Annotated in this window: 20 protein-coding genes and 1 pseudogene; 7 read left to right on the top strand and 14 right to left on the bottom strand. The window is 70.5% G+C overall.

What is annotated here, in order from left to right; genetic code table 11:
• Window positions 1–8: 8 nt before the first annotated feature.
• Window positions 9–797, bottom strand: coding sequence for a ParA family protein (locus G6038_RS00640; RefSeq protein WP_165035401.1), 789 nt, complete (start codon window positions 795–797; stop codon window positions 9–11).
• Window positions 798–892: 95 nt separating this feature from the next.
• Here G6038_RS00640 and G6038_RS00635 point away from each other — a divergent pair, with 95 nt between their 5' ends.
• Window positions 893–1,393 (top strand): GNAT family N-acetyltransferase, encoded by a 501-nt coding sequence (locus tag G6038_RS00635; protein ID WP_165035400.1) that lies wholly within the window; start codon window positions 893–895, stop codon window positions 1,391–1,393.
• Here the strand turns inward: G6038_RS00635 and G6038_RS00630 are convergent.
• Window positions 1,363–1,791 carry a hypothetical protein gene (locus G6038_RS00630; RefSeq protein ID WP_165035399.1) on the bottom strand — a complete coding sequence of 143 codons (429 nt, stop codon included), beginning with the start codon at window positions 1,789–1,791 and terminating at the stop codon, window positions 1,363–1,365. The two genes, G6038_RS00635 and G6038_RS00630, sit on opposite strands and share 31 nt — an antisense overlap.
• A gap of 47 nt (window positions 1,792–1,838) precedes the next feature.
• Here G6038_RS00630 and G6038_RS00625 point away from each other — a divergent pair, with 47 nt between their 5' ends.
• Window positions 1,839–2,789: a diacylglycerol kinase family protein gene (locus G6038_RS00625; protein WP_165035398.1), complete on the top strand. Its 951-nt coding sequence runs from the start codon at window positions 1,839–1,841 to the stop codon at window positions 2,787–2,789.
• Between the two features lie 238 nt (window positions 2,790–3,027).
• Complete coding sequence (locus tag G6038_RS00620) at window positions 3,028–3,282, top strand: WhiB family transcriptional regulator (RefSeq protein ID WP_006550236.1); 255 nt, start codon at window positions 3,028–3,030, stop codon at window positions 3,280–3,282.
• Window positions 3,283–3,386: 104 nt separating this feature from the next.
• Here the strand turns inward: G6038_RS00620 and G6038_RS00615 are convergent, their stop codons facing one another.
• The 4 genes from G6038_RS00615 to G6038_RS00600 form a co-directional block, all read right to left on the bottom strand.
• The gene (locus G6038_RS00615; protein ID WP_165035397.1) at window positions 3,387–4,865 is read right to left on the bottom strand and encodes a PAS domain-containing sensor histidine kinase; all 1,479 of its coding nucleotides are present in this window, start codon (window positions 4,863–4,865) and stop codon (window positions 3,387–3,389) included.
• A gap of 17 nt (window positions 4,866–4,882) precedes the next feature.
• Window positions 4,883–5,098 carry a biotin/lipoyl-binding carrier protein gene (locus G6038_RS00610; RefSeq protein WP_165035396.1) on the bottom strand — a complete coding sequence of 72 codons (216 nt, stop codon included), beginning with the start codon at window positions 5,096–5,098 and terminating at the stop codon, window positions 4,883–4,885.
• 236 nt (window positions 5,099–5,334) lie between these two features.
• Entirely contained in the window at window positions 5,335–5,622 is a 288-nt protein-coding gene (gene rsrA / locus G6038_RS00605; RefSeq protein ID WP_165035395.1) for a mycothiol system anti-sigma-R factor, read from the bottom strand.
• Complete coding sequence (locus G6038_RS00600; RefSeq protein WP_230304573.1) at window positions 5,619–6,254, bottom strand: sigma-70 family RNA polymerase sigma factor; 636 nt, start codon at window positions 6,252–6,254, stop codon at window positions 5,619–5,621. Before G6038_RS00600 ends, rsrA begins: the two co-directional genes overlap by 4 nt.
• Window positions 6,255–6,427: 173 nt before the next feature.
• On the opposite strand from G6038_RS00600, the gene ybaK reads away from it, so the two are divergent.
• Window positions 6,428–6,925: a Cys-tRNA(Pro) deacylase gene (gene ybaK, locus G6038_RS00595; RefSeq protein ID WP_165035394.1), complete on the top strand. Its 498-nt coding sequence runs from the start codon at window positions 6,428–6,430 to the stop codon at window positions 6,923–6,925.
• Window positions 6,926–7,047: 122 nt separating this feature from the next.
• On the opposite strand, the pseudogene G6038_RS00590 reads toward ybaK, so the two are convergent.
• Window positions 7,048–7,188: pseudogene (locus G6038_RS00590) on the bottom strand (SOS response-associated peptidase family protein); the annotation flags it as partial.
• A 37-nt stretch (window positions 7,189–7,225) separates the two neighbouring features.
• Here G6038_RS00590 and aroA point away from each other — a divergent pair.
• Together aroA and rsgA are read left to right on the top strand one after the other, a co-directional pair.
• Window positions 7,226–8,512 carry a 3-phosphoshikimate 1-carboxyvinyltransferase gene (gene aroA / locus G6038_RS00585; protein ID WP_206024053.1) on the top strand — a complete coding sequence of 429 codons (1,287 nt, stop codon included), beginning with the start codon at window positions 7,226–7,228 and terminating at the stop codon, window positions 8,510–8,512.
• Window positions 8,479–9,498, top strand: a complete 1,020-nt coding sequence (rsgA, locus tag G6038_RS00580) for a ribosome small subunit-dependent GTPase A (protein ID WP_165035392.1) — start codon at window positions 8,479–8,481, stop codon at window positions 9,496–9,498. The genes aroA and rsgA overlap by 34 nt, the downstream gene beginning before the upstream one ends.
• A gap of 84 nt (window positions 9,499–9,582) precedes the next feature.
• Here the strand turns inward: rsgA and G6038_RS00575 are convergent, their stop codons facing one another.
• The 6 genes from G6038_RS00575 to G6038_RS00550 all read right to left on the bottom strand — a co-directional run bounded on the left by G6038_RS00575 (window position 9,583) and on the right by G6038_RS00550 (window position 15,764).
• Window positions 9,583–10,818 carry a fatty acid desaturase gene (locus G6038_RS00575; RefSeq protein WP_165035391.1) on the bottom strand — a complete coding sequence of 412 codons (1,236 nt, stop codon included), beginning with the start codon at window positions 10,816–10,818 and terminating at the stop codon, window positions 9,583–9,585.
• Between the two features lie 61 nt (window positions 10,819–10,879).
• Window positions 10,880–12,112, bottom strand: coding sequence for an acyl-CoA desaturase (locus tag G6038_RS00570; RefSeq protein WP_165035390.1), 1,233 nt, complete (start codon window positions 12,110–12,112; stop codon window positions 10,880–10,882).
• A gap of 37 nt (window positions 12,113–12,149) precedes the next feature.
• The gene (locus G6038_RS00565) at window positions 12,150–13,280 is read right to left on the bottom strand and encodes a ferredoxin reductase (RefSeq protein WP_165035389.1); all 1,131 of its coding nucleotides are present in this window, start codon (window positions 13,278–13,280) and stop codon (window positions 12,150–12,152) included.
• Window positions 13,281–13,386: 106 nt separating this feature from the next.
• Window positions 13,387–13,899, bottom strand: a complete 513-nt coding sequence (locus G6038_RS00560; RefSeq protein WP_165035388.1) for a hypothetical protein — start codon at window positions 13,897–13,899, stop codon at window positions 13,387–13,389.
• Window positions 13,900–13,902: 3 nt separating this feature from the next.
• Window positions 13,903–15,315: a wax ester/triacylglycerol synthase family O-acyltransferase gene (locus G6038_RS00555; RefSeq protein ID WP_165035387.1), complete on the bottom strand. Its 1,413-nt coding sequence runs from the start codon at window positions 15,313–15,315 to the stop codon at window positions 13,903–13,905.
• Window positions 15,312–15,764, bottom strand: coding sequence for an HAD-IA family hydrolase (locus tag G6038_RS00550; RefSeq protein ID WP_165035386.1), 453 nt, complete (start codon window positions 15,762–15,764; stop codon window positions 15,312–15,314). The genes G6038_RS00555 and G6038_RS00550 overlap by 4 nt, the downstream gene beginning before the upstream one ends.
• Before the next feature lie 194 nt (window positions 15,765–15,958).
• Here G6038_RS00550 and G6038_RS00545 point away from each other — a divergent pair, with 194 nt between their 5' ends.
• Window positions 15,959–16,459: an Rv3235 family protein gene (locus G6038_RS00545; RefSeq protein ID WP_165035385.1), complete on the top strand. Its 501-nt coding sequence runs from the start codon at window positions 15,959–15,961 to the stop codon at window positions 16,457–16,459.
• Window positions 16,460–16,505: 46 nt separating this feature from the next.
• Here the strand turns inward: G6038_RS00545 and secA are convergent, their stop codons facing one another.
• On the bottom strand, window positions 16,506–19,367 hold the full coding sequence (gene secA, locus G6038_RS00540) for a preprotein translocase subunit SecA (RefSeq protein ID WP_165035384.1): 2,862 nt from the start codon (window positions 19,365–19,367) through the stop codon (window positions 16,506–16,508).
• Between the last annotated feature and the right edge of the window lie 128 nt (window positions 19,368–19,495).

The raw sequence follows: 19,495 nt of genomic DNA, 5'->3' as shown, positions 1-19,495 counted from the left end.
CGCGCGCCTCACGACGTGAAGGTGACCAGCTTCTTGCCGTCGCGCCAGTGGGCGAGCAGGTGCTCGGCCAGCTCGCGGTAGGCCTCGGCGCCCTTGTTCTTCCGGCCGGCGAGCACCGACGCTCCCGACGCCGACGCCTCCGCAAAGCGCACGGTGCGCGGGATCGGCGGCGCGAGCACCGGCATGTCGTACCGGTCGGCGACGTCGGCGAGCACGTCGCGGCTGTGTGTCGTGCGGGCGTCGTAGAGCGTCGGCAGGGCACCGAGGAGTTCGAGGTCGGGGTTGGTGATCTGCTTGACCTCGGCGACGGTACGCAGCAGTTGCCCCACGCCGCGGTGTGCGAGGGTCTCGCACTGCAGGGGCACGAGCACGGACTGTGCGGCGGTCAGGCCGTTGAGCGTGAGCACGCCCAGCGACGGCGGGCAGTCGATCACGACGACGTCGAAACTGTCGAGCAGTGGGGCCAGCGCCCGCCGGAGGGTGAACTCCCGCCCCGGCCGCATCAGCAGCAGCGCCTCGGCGCCGGCGAGGTCGATCGTCGCGGGCAGCAACGTGAAGCCCTCGTCGGTGTCGAGCAGAACCTCCTTCGCCTCCGCCGCCCCCACCAGCACGTCGTGCACCGAACGTTCGAGCCGGTCGGGGTTGTGCCCGAGCGAGAACGTCAGGCATCCCTGCGGGTCCAGGTCGACGACGAGCACCCGCTGCCCCAACCCGGCCAGGGCGGCCGCCAGAGACGCGACGGTGGTCGTCTTCGCGACGCCACCCTTCTGATTTGCCACCGCAAGTACCGTTGTCACGGAATGATCCTCGCCCAAAAGTCGTCCGAACGCGAGAATCGACCGCGACTTTCGCCGTCCGGCGGGTCGCCGATCCCCACGAAAGGCCCCCGATCGTGATCCGCCGCGCCCGTCCCGCCGACGTCGACGCCCTCACCGCCCTCGTCTACGAGCTGGCCGAGTACGAGAAGGCCCGCGACGGGTGCACCGTCGTGCCCGAGCAGCTGCACACGGCGTTGTTCGGCAGGGACGCCGCCGCGTTCGCCCACGTCGCAGAGGACGCGCACGGAACGGTGGTGGGCATGGCGCTGTGGTTCCGCAACTTCTCCACCTGGGACGGGGTGCACGGCATCTACCTCGAGGACCTGTACGTCCGGCCCGAGCACCGGGGCCACGGCCACGGCCGCGCCCTGCTCGCGGCGCTGGCCCGCGAATGCGTCGACCGCGGCTACAGCCGCCTGAGCTGGTCGGTGCTGGACTGGAACACGCCGTCGATCGGGTTCTACCGCTCGCTCGGCGCCGTCCCGCAGGACGAGTGGACCACCTTCCGCCTCAGCGGGCAGGCCCTCGCCGCGCTCGGCGGAGATCAGGCCACGTCGTCGGCGTCCGGGGCGTAGTCCTGCGCCAGCCAGCGCGTCGTCGGCGGGCTGAACAGCAGCACCAGCGCCGGCACCACGACCAGGGCGAGCAGAATGCCGAGCACGACCTGGTGGGAGTCCGTCAGCAGCGACCAGGCGACCGGCAGCAGCAGCAGCTGGGCGACGATCGCCACGGCCCGCCCCCAGCGCTTGCCCCGCAACAGCGCGATCCCGGCTGCGAGCACGCCGCCGAACAGGATCCCCAGCCACAGCGCGAGGCCGTAACCGTTGCCCACCGTCTGGTCGTGCCCGCCCGCGAGGGCCCGGACCACGGAGACCACAGCGAAGCCGATGGCGATCACGCCTTCGAGGACGACGAGACCACCCGCGGCTCGAACGGTCGACGGAACGGTGCTGCGTGGCGACTCGGTGGACACCCGGCCAGCGTAGTGGACCCGTACGAGACCACTTAGGCTGATGCTCCGTGCGCGCACTGCTGATCGTGAACCCCAACGCGACGACCACCACTCCGGCCGGTCGCGACCGGCTGGCCCGCGCGCTCGCCGACCGGGTCTCCCTCACCGTCGCCCACACCACCCACCGGGGGCACGCCGCCGAACTGGCCCGCTCGGCGCACGCCGACGGGATGGACGTCGTCGTCGCGCACGGCGGCGACGGCACCGTCAACGAGATCGTCAACGGCCTGCTCGGCACCCCGTCGGTACGGGTGGCCGACCCCACCCTCCCGCTGCTCGCGGTGGTCCCCGGCGGCTCGGCCAACGTCTTCGCCCGGTCGCTGGGCGTGGACGCCGATCCGGTGAGGGCGACCGAGCAGTTGCTCGACCTGCTGGCCCGGCGCACCACCCGCCGGATCGGCCTCGGCCACTGCGACGGCCGGTGGTTCGTCTTCAATGCGGGGCTCGGGCTCGACGCGCAGGTGTGCGAGGCCATCGACCTGAGCCGGCTGGGCGGGCGGAAGGTCACCACCGCGCGCTACGTGGCGCATTCGATCACGCAGTTCTTCAAGTCGAAGGGCGCCGAACCCGCGCTGACGTTGACGCTGCCCGGCCGGCCACCGATCCCGGGCGTGTACTACGCATTCGTCTCCAATTCGAGCCCGTGGACCTACCTCGACAAGCGCCCGGTGCACACCAACCCGGGCACCTCGTTCGAGACCGGGCTCGGAGTCTTCGCGATGACGACGACGGCAGTGTTCGCGAGCCTGCGGGTGGTCCGCCAGCTGCTCGCGCGGCGCGGCGATCCGAACTCCCGTCGCCTGGTGCGCGTCGACGATGTGGCGCGGGTGCAGGCGGTGTCCTCCCGGCCGATCGGCCTGCAGGTGGACGGCGACTACCTGGGCCTTCGCACCGAAGTGGAGTTCGTGTCGGTGCCCGCCGTACTCGACGTCGTGGCTCCGGTGCCCGAGGCGCACTGACGCCGATACGTGATCCGGGTTACATTTTCGATTCCCGCGGTGTACAAAGGAAGTTCGAACCCAATACCCGGGCCACCGTCGGCGTGAGCTTCCCCACGGTCGTGACTTTTTCTATTGACTTCACGCTGGTTCGTGAAAGCATTCACAAGTAACCGCGCGGAAACACTTGCCGACGCACACATGAACTTGCCACCACGATCAGCCGGTGCGACGAGCACTATCGAAGGAGAGTAGAAGCATGGACTGGCGCCACAAGGCCATCTGCCGCGACGAGGATCCCGAGCTGTTCTTCCCCGTCGGCAACAGCGGCCCGGCCCTCGCGCAGATCGCCGACGCCAAGCTCGTGTGCAACCGCTGCCCCGTCACCGCCGAGTGCCTCTCGTGGGCCCTCGAGTCCGGCCAGGACGCGGGCGTCTGGGGCGGCATGAGCGAGGACGAACGTCGCGCCCTCAAGCGCCGCAACGCCCGTACCCGGGCGCGCACCGCGGTCTGACGCGACCTACGCCACAGAGTTCCGGGAAGGCCCGGCGCCGCTTCGGTGCCGGGCCTTCCTGCGTCCGGAGGCACTCTCACCCGTCCCGGCCGGGACGCGGCGATTCAGCCGAGCGTCACCCGGCCCAGCGGAACCCGCAGGCGCGCGTCGGTTCCGGTGGGTGCGCCCCGTTCGAGCCGCAACGTCCCGCCGAGTTCCGCGGCGACGAGGGTGCGCACGATCTGCAGGCCCAGGCGGTCCGAGCTGCCGAGGTCGAACCCCTCCGGCAGTCCCTTGCCCTCGTCGTGGACGACCACGTCGAGCCAGCGGGCCGACCGCTCGGCGCGCAGCGTCACGGTGCCGGAGGCACCCGGGTCGAAGGCGTGTTCCACGGAGTTCTGCACGAGCTCGGTGAGCACCATCACCAGCGGTGTCGCCCGCTCGGCGGGGAAGACGCCGAGGCTGCCCTCCCGGCGCACCCGGACCTGGCTGCCCACGGCCGCGACGTCGACGACGATGGGGATCAGCCGGTCGACGACGTCGTCGAGATCGACTTCCTCGTCCACCGACATCGACAACGCCTCGTGCACGAGCGCGATCGACGTCACCCGGCGTACCGCCTCGGCGAGGGCCTGCCGGGCCTCGGTATTGCCGGTGCGCCGCGCCTGCAGCCGCAGCAGGGCCGCGACCGTCTGCAGGTTGTTCTTCACCCGGTGGTGGATCTCCCGGATCGTGGCGTCCTTGCTCAGCAACGCCCGGTCGCGCCGCTTGACCTCGGTGACGTCGCGGATGACCACCGCAGCGCCCTCGAGCCGGCCGCCGGGCGCGAGCACCAGCGCGCGCAGCAGGACCGTCGCGCCGCGAGCCTCGATCTCCATGGGCCGACCCAGCTTGCCGTGCACCGCTCCGCGCAGGTATGTCTCGACGTCCTCGCTCTCGAACGGATCGGTCACCAGCGCGCGCGTCGTCTCGATCAGGTTCTGGCCGAGCAGGTCCGAGTTCAGGCCCATCCGGTGATAGGCGGACAGGGCGTTCGGGCTCGCGTACACCACCCGTCCGGAGCGGTCGAGGCGGATGAAGCCGTCCCCGGCGCGCGGACTGGACTTGGTGTCGGATCGGGATTCCGGATTCGGGAAGGTGCCTTCGCAGATCATCGTGAACAAGGCGTCGGCGCATTCGAGGTAGGCGGTCTCGAGGGCACTCTTGGTGCGTCGCGCCACGGTCGCCGCGTCGCGGCTCAGGACCGCGATGACCTGCCCGTCCCAGCGGACCGGCACGGCCTGACGGCGCAGCGGCGCGACGTGGCTGGGCCGCGAGTCCGCGGAGACGACCACTCCGGTCTCGAGGGCCCGCAGCACGTGCGGGTGCTCGCGTTCGGAGACCACCGAACCCACCATGTCCTCGGGCAGCACGGTCGAGGCGGTGGTGGGCCGGCACTGCGCCACGCACACCACCCCACCCGGTTCCGCGCTCACCCACAACAGGACGTCCGCGAAGGACAGGTCCGCGAGCAACTGCCATTCGCCGACGACCCGCTGCAGGTGATCGACCGCACCGCCCGGCAGGTCGGTGTGCTCGGCGAGGAGGGCACTGAGGGTGGACACGGGGGGCACGTGCGGACTCAGGAGATGACCGCGATGAGATCGCCCTGCTGGACGACGTCGCCGACGACCACGTCCAGCGATGTCACGGTGCCCGACCTCTCGGCGAGCACCGGGATCTCCATCTTCATGGACTCCAGGATCACCAGCGTGTCGCCTTCGGCGACGACATCCCCCTCCTGCACGACCACCTCGAACACGGTGGAGACCATCTCGGCGCGCACGTCCTCGGCCATCGGGCACCTCATTCCACGAAGAAGACGGTGGCCCTGGTTTCAGGGCCACCGGACCACACGTGAAACACTGTAATGAACCAGAAAGGAGATCGGACCATGGGTAAGCGAGGCCGCAAGAAGCGCAGCCGCAAGGGCAACGCCGCCAACCACGGCAAGCGTCCCAACGCCTGAGGCGCGCGCACACGCGTGAGGGGGCCGGAAAGCAGCTGCTTCCGGCCCCCTCACGCGTTCGTGGCTCAATCCCGGACGTCGGCGCGGGTCGTCGTCACGACGACGGTCCGCCGGATTTCTATCAGCAGCCGCTCCCGGAGGCCCTCCGGAGCGTGCTCGCCGCCGCATTTGCGGCTGAGGAGGGACTTGAGCTGGGACTCGAGCCCGTACGCCTCGAGGCAGGACCCGCAGTCGTCGAGATGCCGCTGCAGGCGCTCGCGCGACCGATCGTCGCACTCGCTGTCGAGCAGCAGGTAGACGTCCGCGATCACCGCGGAACAGTCGAGCTGATCGAAGTCGGCCGACTCGCTCACCTCGAAACCTCCTTCTTGTCCGCACCGTCTCCGACGGCCGCGTCGACGGCTCCGCTCCGGTTGAATCCCCGTTCCCGCGCGACGTCGGCCAGCAGGCCGCGCAACTGCTTGCGGCCGCGGTGCAGCCGCGACATCACCGTGCCGATGGGGGTGCCCATGATCTCCGCGATCTCCTTGTACGGGAAGCCCTCGACGTCGGCGTAGTACACCGCCATCCGGAACTCCTCGGGCAGCTCCTGCAGCGCGGCTTTGACGTCGTCGTCGGGAAGCGCGTCGAGCGCCTCGACCTCGGCCGACCGCAGACCGGTGGAGCTGTGCTCGGCGGTCGCCGCGAGCTGCCAGTCGGTGATCTCCTCCGTCGGGTACTGCGCGGGCTGGCGCTGCTTCTTGCGGTAGGAGTTGATGTAGGTGTTCGTCAGGATGCGGTACAGCCACGCCTTGAGGTTGGTGCCCTCCTTGAACGAGGAGAAGGCGGAGAACGCCTTGATATACGTCTCCTGAACCAGATCCTCGGCGTCCGCGGGGTTGCGGGTCATCCGCAGGGCCGCGCCGTAGAGCTGATCGAGCAGGGGCAGTGCATCCCGCTCGAACCGTTCGGCCAGTTCCGCACCAGACTCCTCGACCACACCGATCCCTTCACTTGCCGTATCCGTGAAGGCTACCGGTCGGGGCGGGCACAGCACAGGCACGCGGTACTCCCTCGCTCTCGGTCACCGGCCACGCCGATCGGGACGGCCACCCGGAATCAACACGACAGGCCCGGCCCTTGTTCCCTACATCGGCGCGGTTCCCTACATTGGCGCGCATGGCCTCGACCTCCACTCCCGCGACGAAGCTGCTGCTCCGCGAGAACGTCGCCCACCGCGTCCACGAGTACCTGCACGACCCGCGGGCCGGCTCCTTCGGCTCCGAGGCCGTCGAGGCCCTCGGGCAGCGGCTCGGGGTGGCCCCGGAGCAGATCTTCAAGACCCTGGTGATCAAGCTCTCCGACGGCAAGCTCGCGGTGGCGGTGATCCCCGTCCCGGCCACCCTCTCGCTCAAGGCGGCCGCGGCCGCCCTCGGGGGCGGCAGGGCGGTCATGGCCGAGCGCAGCGACGCCGAGCGCGCCACCGGCTACGTTCTGGGGGGAATCTCACCGCTGGGCCAGCGCAGCCGGCTGCGCACCGCCGTCGACGCCTCCGCGCAACGGTGGGATCGGGTCCTGTGCAGCGCCGGACGCCGCGGCCTCGAGATCGAACTCGCGCCGGCGGACCTGGTGCGGCTCGCGGGCGCGGTGGTGGCGCCGATCACCACCGGGGCCTGATTCGGCGCCGGGCGTCAGAGCAGGGTGAGCTGCTCGGCGGCGGGCGGGGCCGGGGCGAGCCAGGCGTCCCACCGTTCGCGCCGCCGGAGCCGCCGCGTCGGCCGGTCGTCGGTGTGCTCGCGTCGCGCCACCTCGGTGAGAACCGCGGTGGTGGGCGCGACGTTGTGGTTCGGCGGGAGATCCACCGCGCCGGTCTCGTCGATCGCGTCGAGTTCCGTCGCGAGAGTCGCCGGATCCGCCGTCACCGCATACCTGCCGCACATGGCTTCGAAGTGTGGCAGGTATGGCCGCCGCGCGCGGATGGGCGAAGATGGACGGGTGAATCCGTGGAGTGCGCCCCGAGCCGAGTCACCCGTCGACAGTTCCGTCACGCTGCCCGGGTCCAAGTCGATCACCAACCGCGCCCTGATCCTCGCCGCGCTCGCGGACGGCCCGTCGACCGTGACCGGCGCGCTGCGCAGCCGCGACACCGACCTGATGATCGGCGCCCTGCGCGGACTCGGCGCGACGATCGACGACCGCGACGACGGCACCACCCTGCACATCACCCCCGGCCGGCTGCACGGCGCCCGGGTGGACTGCGGCCTGGCCGGCACGGTGATGCGATTCGTGCCGCCCGTCGCGGCGCTGGCCGACGGCGACGTCTTCTTCGACGGCGACGAGCAGGCACGCACGCGGCCGATGGGCACGGTACTCGAGGCCCTGCGCTCGCTCGGCGCCGGCGTCGACGGCGACACCCTGCCCTTCACCGTGCACGGGCGCGGTTCCCTGCGCGGCGGCATCGTCACCATCGACGCGTCCGGCTCGTCGCAGTTCGTCTCGGGGCTGCTGCTGTCCGCCGCGGCGTTCGACGAGGGCGTCACGGTCCGGCACACCGGGGCGGCCGTGCCGTCCATGCCGCACATCGACATGACCGTCGAGATGCTGCGCGAGTCCGGGGTGACGGTGGACACCACCGTGCCCGACACCTGGCGGGTCGCGCCGGGCCCGATCCGCGCGGTGAACCGGGTGGTCGAGCCGGACCTGTCCAACGCGACCCCGTTCCTGGCGGCCGCGGCCGTCACGGGCGGCACGGTGGCGGTGCCGCGGTGGCCGCAGCGCACCACCCAGGCCGGCGACGCGATCCGCGGCATCCTCCAGCAGATGGGAGCCGACGTCGCCCTGTCCGGCGGCACGCTCACCGTGTGCGGCCCGGAACGTCTGCGCGGCCTCGACATCGACCTGCACGACGTGGGCGAGCTCGCCCCCACCGTCGCAGCGCTCGCGGCGCTGGCGACGACCCCGTCCACGTTGCGGGGCATCGCGCACCTGCGCGGGCACGAGACGGACCGCCTGGCTGCCCTGGCCACGGAGCTCGGCAAGCTCGGCGGCGCCGCGACCGAGACCGCCGACGGCCTGTACATCGTGCCCGCGCCGCTGCACGGCGGACGCTGGCATTCGTACGCGGATCACCGGATGGCCACGGCGGGCGCGATCGTGGGCCTCGTGGTCGACGGGGTCGAGGTCGAAGACATCGGCACGACCGCCAAGACCCTGCCGAACTTCCCCGAGCTGTGGGCCGGGATGCTGACGGGAGCGCGCTCCTGAGCCGGCGAACCTACGACGAGTCCGATGTCCGGATCCGTCCGGGCAAGGGCTCGCGTCCGCGCACGAAGGACCGGCCGGCCCACCTCGACGCCGCCGAGGCGATGGTGGTCTCGGTCGACCGCGGCCGGTGGGGCTGCGTGCTGGGCGGTGACCCGGCGCGGCCGGTGGTGGCGATGCGAGCCCGGGAGCTCGGCCGCACCCCCGTCGTGGTCGGCGACCGGGTCGCCGTGGTCGGGGACCTGTCGGGGCGGCCCGACACCCTGGCGCGGATCGTGCGGGTACACGAGCGCACCACGGTGCTGCGCCGCACCGCCGATGACACCGACCCGTTCGAGCGGATCGTCGTGGCCAACGCGGAGCAGCTGCTGATCGTCGTCGCGCTGGCCGATCCGCCGCCGCGGACCGGGCTGGTCGAGCGGTCCATGGTCGCCGCGTACGCGGGCGGTCTCGACCCGGTGCTGTGCCTGACCAAGAGCGATCTCGCCGATCCGGCCGAGTTCACCGCGCAGTTCGCCGACCTGGACGTGCGTGTGATGCTGGCCGGGCAGGATCGCGACCTGACGGAACTCCGCGAGATGCTCACCGGCAAGGTGACGGCCCTGATCGGCCACTCCGGCGTCGGGAAGTCGACGCTCGTCAACAGACTCGTCCCGGATGCGGACCGGGCTATCGGGGCGGTCTCGGGCGTCGGGAAGGGCCGGCACACCTCCACGCAGTCGGTGGCGCTGCCGCTGCCGGGCGGTGGCTGGGTGATCGACACGCCCGGGATCAGGTCGTTCGGACTCGCACACATCGGCGCCGACAACGTCATCGCCGCCTTCTCGGATCTCGCCGAGGCGGTGGAGGCCTGCCCCCGCGGCTGTACCCACCTCGGCCCGCCTGCGGATCCCGAGTGCGCGCTCGACGAACTCAAGGGCAAGTCTTGGCGCCGCGCGATGGCGGTGCGGGCTCTGTTGACCGCGATCGCCGCGAACGAGACCTGGTGACCGAGAGCTGGAAATACCGCCCGTGACGCCGAGCGCCCGGCGTCACGGGGACGCCGGGCGCTCGATGGCGACGGGGGCTCGGGATCAGCGCATGCCCAGGAGGCGGCGCACGCCGCGGACCCGACGGTTCTCGCGGATCGTGGTGGCCAGTCCGCTCCGCCGGCCGGTCGCGGGGTCCACCACGGCGGTGCCGCCGAAGCCGCGTTCGGAGGCGGTTTCGGGAGCGGCGTCCGGGGTGTCCGCGAGGTACTTGTTCGGCAGCGACAGCTTGGCGATGGTGCGCCACGACTTGAAGTACTGCACCGCGAGCGGGCCGGTGGTGTACGGCAGGTCGTACTTGTCGCACAGCTGCCGGACCTTCACCGCGATCTCGGCGTACCGGTTGGACGGCAGGTCCGGGAACAGGTGGTGCTCGATCTGGTAGCTCAGGTTGCCGGTCATGAAGTCCATGACGGGGCCGCCGGAGATGTTGGCGCTACCGAGCATCTGCCGCAGATACCACTGCGCCTGTGTCTCGTTGTCGACGTCGGCCTTGGTGAACTTCTCGGCGCCGTCGGGGAAGTGCCCGCAGAAGATGACCGCGTTGGTCCACAGGTTCCGGATGACGTTCGCCGTCATGTTCGCCGTGAGCGTGGACTTCCAGGCCCGGCCCGTCAGTGCCGGGTAGACCACGTAGTCCTTGACGATCTGGCGACCGATCTTGTCCCCCACCTCGCGCAGCTTGCGCTTGGTCTCGGCGCGGTCGTCGCGGCCCTTGGCCACCTTGCCGAGCTCGAGATGCTGGACCGCGACGCCGTACTGGAACAGCAGGGCGAGCAGCGCGTTGTAGACGATGTTGCCGTAGTTGAACGGCTGCCAGCGCTGGTCCCGCGTGACCCGCAGCAGGCCGTATCCCACGTCGTCGTCCATGCCGAGGATGTTGGTGTACTTGTGGTGCAGGTAGTTGTGGGTCTGCTTCCAGTGCGCGGAAGGGTCGGCGTTGTCCCACTCCCAGCTGGCGGAGTGAACCTCGGGATCGTTCATCCAGTCCCACTGCCCGTGCATCACATTGTGCCCGAGCTCCATGTTCTCGATGATCTTCGAGACGCCGAGCATGCCCGCACCGAGCAGCCACAGCGGACGCCGGCGGCTGCCGAGCAGAACCGCGCGCCCGCCCAGTTCCAGGCTGCGCTGCAGCCGGATCGTGTTGCGGACGTAGCGGGCGTCGCGTTCGCCGCGGGAGTCCTCGATGTCTCGCCGGATGGCGTCGAGCTCTCGGCCGAGGGCCTCGATGTCCGCCTCCGTGAGGTGCGCGTACTCCTTGATGTCCGAAATGGCCATGCGCCTACCGTACCGTAGGTTACGAGTCCGTAGGTTACGGGGATGTAGGTTGTGCGGCAGATCACTTCCGCCGTGCGGCGCGCTTGGCGGCGCGCAGTGTCCGCAGCGCGGTCGCCAGCCCCTCGCGACGCTCCCCCACCGACCGCACCCGCGGCAGATCAGGGCGCCGGAACTTGCGCTCGGAGGAGGTCTCCGGGGCGTCGTCCGACGTCGCCCGCAACCACGCGTCCGGCAATGCCAGCTTGTGGATCGTGCGCAGCGCCAGCAGGTACTGCTTGCCGAGCGGACCGCTCGTGTACGGCAGGTCGTACTTCGCACACAGCGTGCGCACCCGCTCCGCGATCTCCGGGTAGCGGTTGCTGGGCAGGTCCGGGAACAGGTGGTGCTCGATCTGGTAGCTCAGGTTGCCGGTCATGAAGGCCATCACGGGCCCGGCATCGATGTTGGCACTACCGAGCAGCTGCCGCAGGTACCACTGCCCCTGCGTCTCGTTCTCGTACTGCGCCACGGTGAACTTCTCGGCGCCGTCGGGAAAGTGGCCGCAGAAGATCACCACGTACGCCCACAGGTTCCGCACCAGGTTGGCCGTGAGGTTCGCGGTGATCGTGCTGCGCCACGCCCGGCCCGTCATTGCCGGGAACAGCACCAGGTCCTTGCCCAGCTGCCGTGCGATCTTCCGGGCAAAGTCCTTGGTGGGCTGGGAGTTCCGCTGCCCCGGCGGCACGCCGCAGGCCTTCTTCTCGGCCCCGAGGTCGTGCAGCGCGATGCCCCACTCGAAGGTGGCCGCCAGGAGCAGGTTGGCCGCGGGCTGCAGCAGGTTGATCGGCCGCCACTTCTCGTCGCGCGTCATCCGCAGGATGCCGAATCCCACGTCGTCGTCCATGCCGACGATGTTCGTATAGGTGTGGTGCGCGTAGTTGTGGGCGCGCTTCCAGTGCTGCGACGGACCCGTCTGGTCCCATTCCCACGACGTCGAGTGGATCTCCGGGTCGTTCATCCAGTCCCACTGCCCGTGCATCACGTTGTGCCCGAGCTCCATGTTCTCGATGATCTTCGACAGGGAGAGCAGGCCGGTGCCGAGCAGCCACAGCGGACGCCGGCGGCTGCCGAACAGCGCCGCCCGGCCGCCGATCTCGAGCACGCGTTGCAGCCGGATCGTGTTGCGGATGTAGCGGGCGTCGCGCAGCCCCCGGGCGTCCTCGATGTCGCGACGGATCGCGTCGAACTCGCGGCCGAGTTCCTCGATGTCCGCGTCGGTGAGGTGCGCGAACTCGGTGATGTCGGTGATTGCCACCGGGGTCCTTCCCCCTGGTACGGGTCGGTAGTGTGTGTCAGGCGCCGAGCGTGCAGTCTCCGGCAGCCGCGGAGATGCAGGTCTGCACCCGCTCCCCCTCGGCGTGTTCCTTGCCGGACCGAAGATCGACGACGTGTCCCTTCTCCAGGGGCACCACACAAGTCTGACAGATTCCCATCCGGCAGCCGAACGGCATCAGGGCGCCGGCGCTCTCACCCGCCTCGAGCAGGGTCGTCGCACCGTCGACGGTGACGGTCTTGCCCGACTTGGCGAAGGTCACCGTGCCGCCGGCGCCGGAGGTGTCCGCCCGGGTGACGGCGAAGCGTTCCAGATGGAGCTGCTCCGGCAGGCCCGCGGCGTCCCAGAACCGCTCCATGTCGTCGAGCATCGCCTGCGGGCCACACGCCCACACCTGGCGCTCCCGCCAGTCCGGGCACACCGTGTCCAGCTCGGCGAGGGCGAACTTGCCCTGCTCCCGCGTCAGCCGCACGTACGGGCGGTACTGCTCGTGGTCCGCGCCGAAGCGGGCGATCTCGTCGGCGAACATCACCTCGGGGGCGGTGGGCGCCGAGTGCACATGCACGACGTCGGGCAGTTCGGCATGCGCCTGCAGCGACCGGCGGTCGAGGGTGCGCAGCATCGACATGATCGGGGTGATCCCGCTGCCCGCGGTGAGGAAGAGGATCTTCGCCGGCGGGGGGTCGGACAGGACGAACTCGCCCTTGGGTGCGGCGAGCCGCACGATCGTGCCCGCGGGCACGCCGCTCACGAGGTGACTCGAGAGGAAACCGTCGGCCATGGCCTTGACGGTGATCGAGATGAGCTTGCGGTCCCAGGTGGGCGACGAGGTCAGCGAGTACGAACGCCAGTGCCAGCGGCCGTCGACGTGCAGCCCGATGCCGATGTACTGGCCCGGCGCGTACCCGAAGTCGAAGCCCCAGCCGGGCTTGATGACGAGCGTCGCGGAATCGGCGGTCTCGCGGCGGACCTCGACGATGCGGCCGCGCAGCTCGCGCGCCGACCACAGCGGGTTCGCAAGGTGCAGGTAGTCGTCGGGCAGGAGCGGTGTCGTCAACCGCGCGGCCGCGCCGCGCAGGAGGTTCGACACGGATCGGTCCTTCGTCGCGACATGCGCCGCCGGCCGCTCGATCCAGTCCTTCAGACCCATCCGATCACTTCTCCTCGTCCAGGGGCTACGCCTCCGTAGGTTACCAGTTTCCTACGGAGGCGTAGGTTGCGGCGAGACAGCCGTCACACTCGTGGCCGGGAGCGGCTCAGAGCAGCTCGACCAGGAACTGCAGTTCCTGGGTGGCGTACCAGGCGAGTTCGTGGTCCTCGGCGTCGCCCAGCACGAACTCCGCCTCTTCGTCGCCGAGGTCGGCCGCGTCCACGACCGGTAGGGCACGGGCGATGTCCGGCTCCGCGGCGGCGAGGTCCACGTGCACCGACGCGACCGCGGACAGAGGCACCGGTCCGGACAGCCGGACCACCGCATCGTCGAGATCCGGACGCAGGGTCACCCCGTCGACATCCGCGGCCACCACCACCCGGCGCAGGCCGAACTCGGGGGCCGGGTCGCCGTCGGCGCGGCCGGCGAGCAACCGCAACGAGGCGCGGGCCGCCTCGGCCATCGCGACCTCGGCGAGCTCCTCGTCGTCGCCGGACGTGTACGCCTCCCGCAAGGCGGGGGTGACCGCGAACGCGGTGCGGCTCACCGCCTCGAACTCGCCGTCGGCGACCAGCCCCTTCAACGTCTCGATCGTGGCCGGTACGTACACCCGTGTCACAACTCACCTACTGGCATCCAACAACTCCTCGAGCGACTCGTGCAGCAGCGACGTCAGCACCTCCACATCGGGCATGGCGTCGCGGTCCGCATTCAGACCGTAGTAGACGTTGCCGTCGTACGACGTCAACGCGACGCTCAGGGCCTGGTTCTTCAGCAGGGGCGAGATCGGGTACATCTCGAGCACCCGTGCCCCGGCGAGGTAGAGGGGATGCTGCGGACCCGGTGCGTTCGTGATCATCAGGTTGAACATGCGCTGGGAGAAGCCGCTCGCGACACGCGCCCCGACCGCATGCATGGTCGCGGGCGCGAACCCGGACAGCCGCATCATCGACCGCGCCGGCACCCGCCGGCCCTGCCGCGAGTAGGCCTCCCCCGCGTGCGAGATGTGGGACAGGCGGACGACCGCGTTCGGTTCACCCACCGGAAGGTCCACCAGGAAGGTCGAGACCTCCCCGCGCGGCCCCGCCGCGGACACGTCCCCACCCTCGTCGGGAGCATCCGGGTCCTGCGTGTACACCGACATCGGCACCATCGCCCGCACCACCGTCGCCTCCGTCAGCGGTTCCCCGCGTGAGAGCAGCCAGTACCGCAGCGCCCCCGCGATCACCGCCAGCACGACGTCGTTGATGGTGCAGCCGTAGCGGGCCCGGATCTTCCGGTACAGCTCGAGATCGGCCTTGACCACCGCGAACCGGCGGTTGCGGGAGATCGAGGCATTCAGGGGGCTGCCGGGCGCGGACTGGGCGGCGGTGCGTGCCAGCCGGCCCACCACATCCAGCGCCTCGCCGGCGGTGGCGGCCAGGTCGCCGACGGCCGCCCGCAACCCCGACACGGCCTCGCCGGGGCGGGCCACCAGCTCCGCGAGCGCGCCGAGCACCAGCGCCGAGTCGCTCGGCTCCGGCTCCGGCATCCACAGCTCCTCCGGATCCACCCGGGGAGTCTCGGTGGGCTCGAAGAGCACCTGCCCGATCTCGAGCGCCTGCTCGCCGTCCACCAGCGCCGAGTGGGTCTTGGTGAACAGGGCGCACCGGTCGCCGGCCAGACCCTCGACGAGATACATCTCCCACAGCGGGCGCGAACGATCGAGAGGACGGGAGATCAGCCGGGCCAACAGGTCGTGCAACTGCGCCTCGGAGCCGGGCCGCGGCAATGCCGAGCGCCGCACGTGGTAGGTGATGTCGAAGTCGCGGTCGTCGACCCACACGGGCCGCGCCAGGCCGAGTGCGACCTCGCGGGCCTTCTGCCGGTACCGCGGCACCGCCGCGAGACGTCGCTCCACCAGCCGCAGCACGTCCTCGTAGTCGAGCCCACCGCGCGGCTGCTCCAGGATGGCGAGCGAGCCGATGTGCATCGGCGTATTGCTCGTCTCCAGAAAGTAGAACGACGCGTCCTGAGCCGACATCCGGTTGGTCATCGCCCGACATCCCCCTCGTCCCGCGGCGCCGCCCCGGCCCGCGACGACTCGCCGAGGCCGAACAGCACCGTCAATTCCGCCACCACCTCGGCGGCATCGGCATGATGCACGCCGACCATCCCCGTCGCGACCGCACCGTCCACGTTCACCCGCAGGTCGTCGACGAACACGCACGCCGACGGTTCGAGCCCGAGACGCCGGGCCACCAGCAGGTAGCTGCGCGGGTCCGGTTTGGCGGTGCCCACGTCTCCGGACAGCACCACCTCGTCCACCAGCCGGCCGCTCCCGAGATCGCGCAGTGGACCGGCCGCGGGACCACCCGGATCGTTGCTGAGGATCGCGGTGCGCACGCCACGTCGGCGCACCTCGGCGAGCACCCCACCGAGCGCGGCCGCGTCCGTGCCGGGGCCCGCGAGCACCCCACCGAAATCGAGCACGAGTCCACGCATCGCCTCACCCTAGTTCGCGAGCACCGGTTCGGCGATGCAACAGCCCGAACGACGCGGCGCCACCGGGCCCGCGATGCTCGTGCCTCCTCGGCGCGGATGTGGCACCATGACCCGCGGCTCCGTCCTCTCCCGGGGTCCGCTCACCGGGCGTCGGCCGTTCCGCGCCGACCTCGCCCCCTGGACCGGGAGAATCGATGACATCTCCGCACGACGCCCCTTACGTCCGGCGCATCGTTCCGTTCGAGCCGCCGGTGCAGCGCTGCTGCCCGGCCGGACCGCATCGCCGGCACGCGCGGCGCCGCCTCACCCCGCACGACGGCCGCTCGGTGCGCACCTCGGCGCCGCCGGCCGGCCGGCCGCTGCCGGAGGTGGATCCGGCAGCGCGACGGTTCGCCGACCTCGCGGCCCGGTTGATCCTCGAGGTGGCCGACCGGCGCCGCCCGGAGACTCAGCTCGCCGCGGTGCTGCATTCGTCGCTGCACGCGACCGTCGCCGCCGTGGCGAAGTCGGGCGACACGGGGACCGCAGTGCTGCTGCGGACCCGGCTGCGCGCGGTCGACGCCGACACCGCCGAGTTGTTCGGCTCCTACGGCCGCGGCCACCGCGTGTTCGCGCTGGCCGGCCGGATCTCGCGCCACCCCACGACACGCCGGACGCCGCACGGCTGGCTGCTCACCACCGTGTGGCTGGGCTGACCGAGCGACGTGGTTGGGCCGGCACCCTCCGGCCCGGACCGGGTCGTCAGCGCCGGCGCTCCGCCTTGGCCTGCTTACGTGCCGCCTCCCGGCGCTGCCGGCGGGTGCCCGTCGTCCCGGGTGCGGACGCGGCCGGCGACGATGTCGCGGGGCTGCGCCGCACCTGGGCACTGCCGTCCTCGGCCGGCCCGGTGTAGGTGAGGTTGCGCTCCTCGTCCTCGTCGAGCCCCTTCGCGCGCAACGTCGCCGGCGCGGGAGCAGGAGCAGGAGCGGGCGCGGGAGCAGGCGCGGGCGCGGGAGATGCCGGGGCGGGAGCGGGCTTCGCCAGGCTGGGGGCGGCCTGCGCCGCGACGGCCGCGGACGCGGCGCTGACGCTGACGCCCGGGGCCGGCTGCGGCTGCGCCGCCTCGACCTGCAGGTTGAACAGGAATCCGACGGACTCCTCCTTCAGGCCCTCGAGCATGCCGATGAACATGTCGTAGCCCTCGCGCTGGTACTCGACGAGCGGGTCGCGCTGCGCCATCGCCCGCAGGCCGATGCCCTCCTTGAGGTAGTCCATCTCGTAGAGGTGCTCGCGCCACTTGCGGTCGAGCACCGACAGCAGGACACGGCGCTCGAGCTCGCGCATGCCGCCCTCGCCGGCGACGGCGTCGATGTCCGCCTCGCGGCGGGCGTACGCGGCGTGCGCGTCCTCCAGCAGGGCCTCGCGCAGTTCCTCGCGGCTGAGGTCCGCGGGCTCGCCGTTCGTAGAGACGGTGAGTTCCTTGTGGTCGATACCCACCGGATAGAGGGTCTTCAGCGCCGTCCACAGCTGCTCGAGGTCCCAGTCCTCGACGTAGCCCTCGGCGGTGGCGCCGTCGACGTACGCGGTGACGACGTCCGCGATCATGTGCTCGACCTGGCCCTCGAGGTCCTCCCCGCGGAGGATGCGGCGGCGTTCGTCGTAGATGACGGTGCGCTGCTGGTTCATCACCTCGTCGTACTTCAGGACGTTCTTGCGGATCTCGAAGTTCTGCTGCTCGACCTGTGTCTGCGCGCTCTTGATGGCCTTCGAGACCATCTTCGCCTCGATCGGCACGTCGTCGGGCAGGTTCAGGCGGGTCATGATCGACTCGAGCGCCGCACCGTTGAAGCGGCGCATCAGCTCGTCGCCGAGCGAGAGGTAGAAGCGCGACTCACCCGGATCGCCCTGCCGGCCGGAGCGGCCGCGCAGCTGGTTGTCGATACGCCGGGACTCGTGCCGCTCGGTGCCGAGGACGTACAGGCCGCCCGCCGCCCGGACCTTGTCGGCGTCGGCCTTGACCTCGGCGCTGATCCGCTCGATCACCTCGTCCCAGGCCGCCTCGTACTCCTCGGGCGTGTGGACCGGGTCGAGACCCCGCTTGCGCAGCTCCACGTCGGCCAGGATGTCCGGGTTGCCGCCGAGCACGATGTCGGTACCACGACCGGCCATGTTGGTCGCGACGGTCACCGCGCCGGACCGGCCGGCCTCGGCGATGATCGTCGCCTCCTGCTCGTGGAACTTGGCGTTGAGCACGTTGTGCGGGATGCCGCGCTTGGTGAACTGCGTCGACAGGTATTCGGAGCGCTCGACGCTGGTGGTGCCGATCAGGACCGGCTGGCCCTTGGTGTGACGCTCGGCGACGTCGTCGACGACGGCCGCGAACTTCGCCTCCTCCGTCTTGTAGATCAGGTCGCCCTGGTCCGCGCGGACCATCGGCTTGTTCGTCGGGATCGGGATCACGCCGAGCTCGTAGATCTGATGCAGCTCGGCGGCCTCGGTCTCGGCGGTGCCCGTCATGCCGGAGAGCTTGTCGTAGAGGCGGAAGTAGTTCTGCAGCGTGATCGTGGCGAGCGTCTGGTTCTCCGCCTTGATCTCGACGCCTTCCTTGGCCTCGATGGCCTGGTGCATGCCCTCGTTGTAACGCCGTCCGACGAGGATGCGGCCGGTGAACTCGTCGACGATGATCACCTCGCCGCCCCGGACGATGTAGTCCTTGTCGCGCTGATACAGCTCCTTGGCCTTGATGGCGTTGTTGAGATAGCTCACCAGCGGCGAGTTCGCCGCCTCGTACAGGTTGTCGATGCCGAGCTGGTCCTCGACGAGTTCCACCCCGGCCTCGTGCACGCCGATGGTGCGCTTCTTGATGTCCACCTCGTAGTGGACGTCCTTCTTCAGCAGCGGCGCGATCCGCGCGAACTCGGCGTACCACTTGCTCGACGCATCGGCCGGACCCGAGATGATCAGCGGCGTGCGGGCCTCGTCGATGAGGATCGAGTCCACCTCGTCGACGATCGCGAAGTTGTGGCCGCGCTGCACGAGGTCGTCGAGCGAGTGCGTCATGTTGTCGCGCAGGTAGTCGAAGCCGAACTCGTTGTTGGTGCCGTAGGTGATGTCCGCGGCGTACGCGGTGCGCCGCTCGGCGGGAGGGAGGCCGGACAGGATCACCGCGGTCTCGAGCCCGAGGGACCGGTGCACCCGGCCCATCCACTCGGAGTCGCGCTTGGCGAGGTAGTCGTTGACCGTCACCACGTGCACGCCCTCGTCGGCGATGGCGTTGAGGTAGGCGGGCAGCACACAGGTGAGGGTCTTGCCCTCACCGGTCTTCATCTCGGCGATGTTGCCGAAGTGCAGCGCCGCGCCGCCCATGATCTGAACCGGGTAGTGCTTCTGGCCCAGCACCCGCCACGACGCCTCGCGGGCCGTCGCGAACGCCTCGGGCAGAAGCTCGTCGAGGGTCTCGCCGTCCTGGTAACGCCGGCGGAACTCGTCCGTCTTGGCCCGCAACTGCTCGTCGGTGAGGGTCTCGAACTCGGGTGAGAGGGATTCGACGTGGTCGGCGATGTGCTTGAGCCGCTTGACCATGCGACCTTCACCGACTCGGAGCAGCTTCGACAGCGACAGCACGGGCGTGTTCGTCCTCAATCTCGGGTACAGCACGGACAACGAAAATCCGGCCGAGGCCTGTATCGACCCCGGCCGGATTCCATGGTAGGCGGTCTTTCAGCGAGGTGACGAAGGGCGACCGCTCGGCA

The organism is Rhodococcus sp. 14C212 (assembly GCF_011058195.1).
Lineage (GTDB): Bacteria > Actinomycetota > Actinomycetes > Mycobacteriales > Mycobacteriaceae > Rhodococcus > Rhodococcus aetherivorans.
Note: the sequence above shows the minus strand (reverse complement) of the source record. Positions and strands in the feature narration are given on the sequence as shown.

Coding starts and splice junctions, on each gene's coding strand:
- G6038_RS00620 (WP_006550236.1), top strand. CDS start 3,028: ATGGACTGGCGCCACAAGGCCATCTGCCGCGACGAGGATCCCGAGCTG.
- G6038_RS00610 (WP_165035396.1), bottom strand. CDS start 5,098: ATGGCCGAGGACGTGCGCGCCGAGATGGTCTCCACCGTGTTCGAGGTG.
- ybaK (WP_165035394.1), top strand. CDS start 6,428: ATGGCCTCGACCTCCACTCCCGCGACGAAGCTGCTGCTCCGCGAGAAC.
- aroA (WP_206024053.1), top strand. CDS start 7,226: ATGGGCGAAGATGGACGGGTGAATCCGTGGAGTGCGCCCCGAGCCGAG.
- G6038_RS00575 (WP_165035391.1), bottom strand. CDS start 10,818: ATGGCCATTTCGGACATCAAGGAGTACGCGCACCTCACGGAGGCGGAC.
- G6038_RS00565 (WP_165035389.1), bottom strand. CDS start 13,280: ATGGGTCTGAAGGACTGGATCGAGCGGCCGGCGGCGCATGTCGCGACG.
- G6038_RS00555 (WP_165035387.1), bottom strand. CDS start 15,315: ATGACCAACCGGATGTCGGCTCAGGACGCGTCGTTCTACTTTCTGGAG.
- G6038_RS00550 (WP_165035386.1), bottom strand. CDS start 15,764: ATGCGTGGACTCGTGCTCGATTTCGGTGGGGTGCTCGCGGGCCCCGGC.
- G6038_RS00545 (WP_165035385.1), top strand. CDS start 15,959: ATGACATCTCCGCACGACGCCCCTTACGTCCGGCGCATCGTTCCGTTC.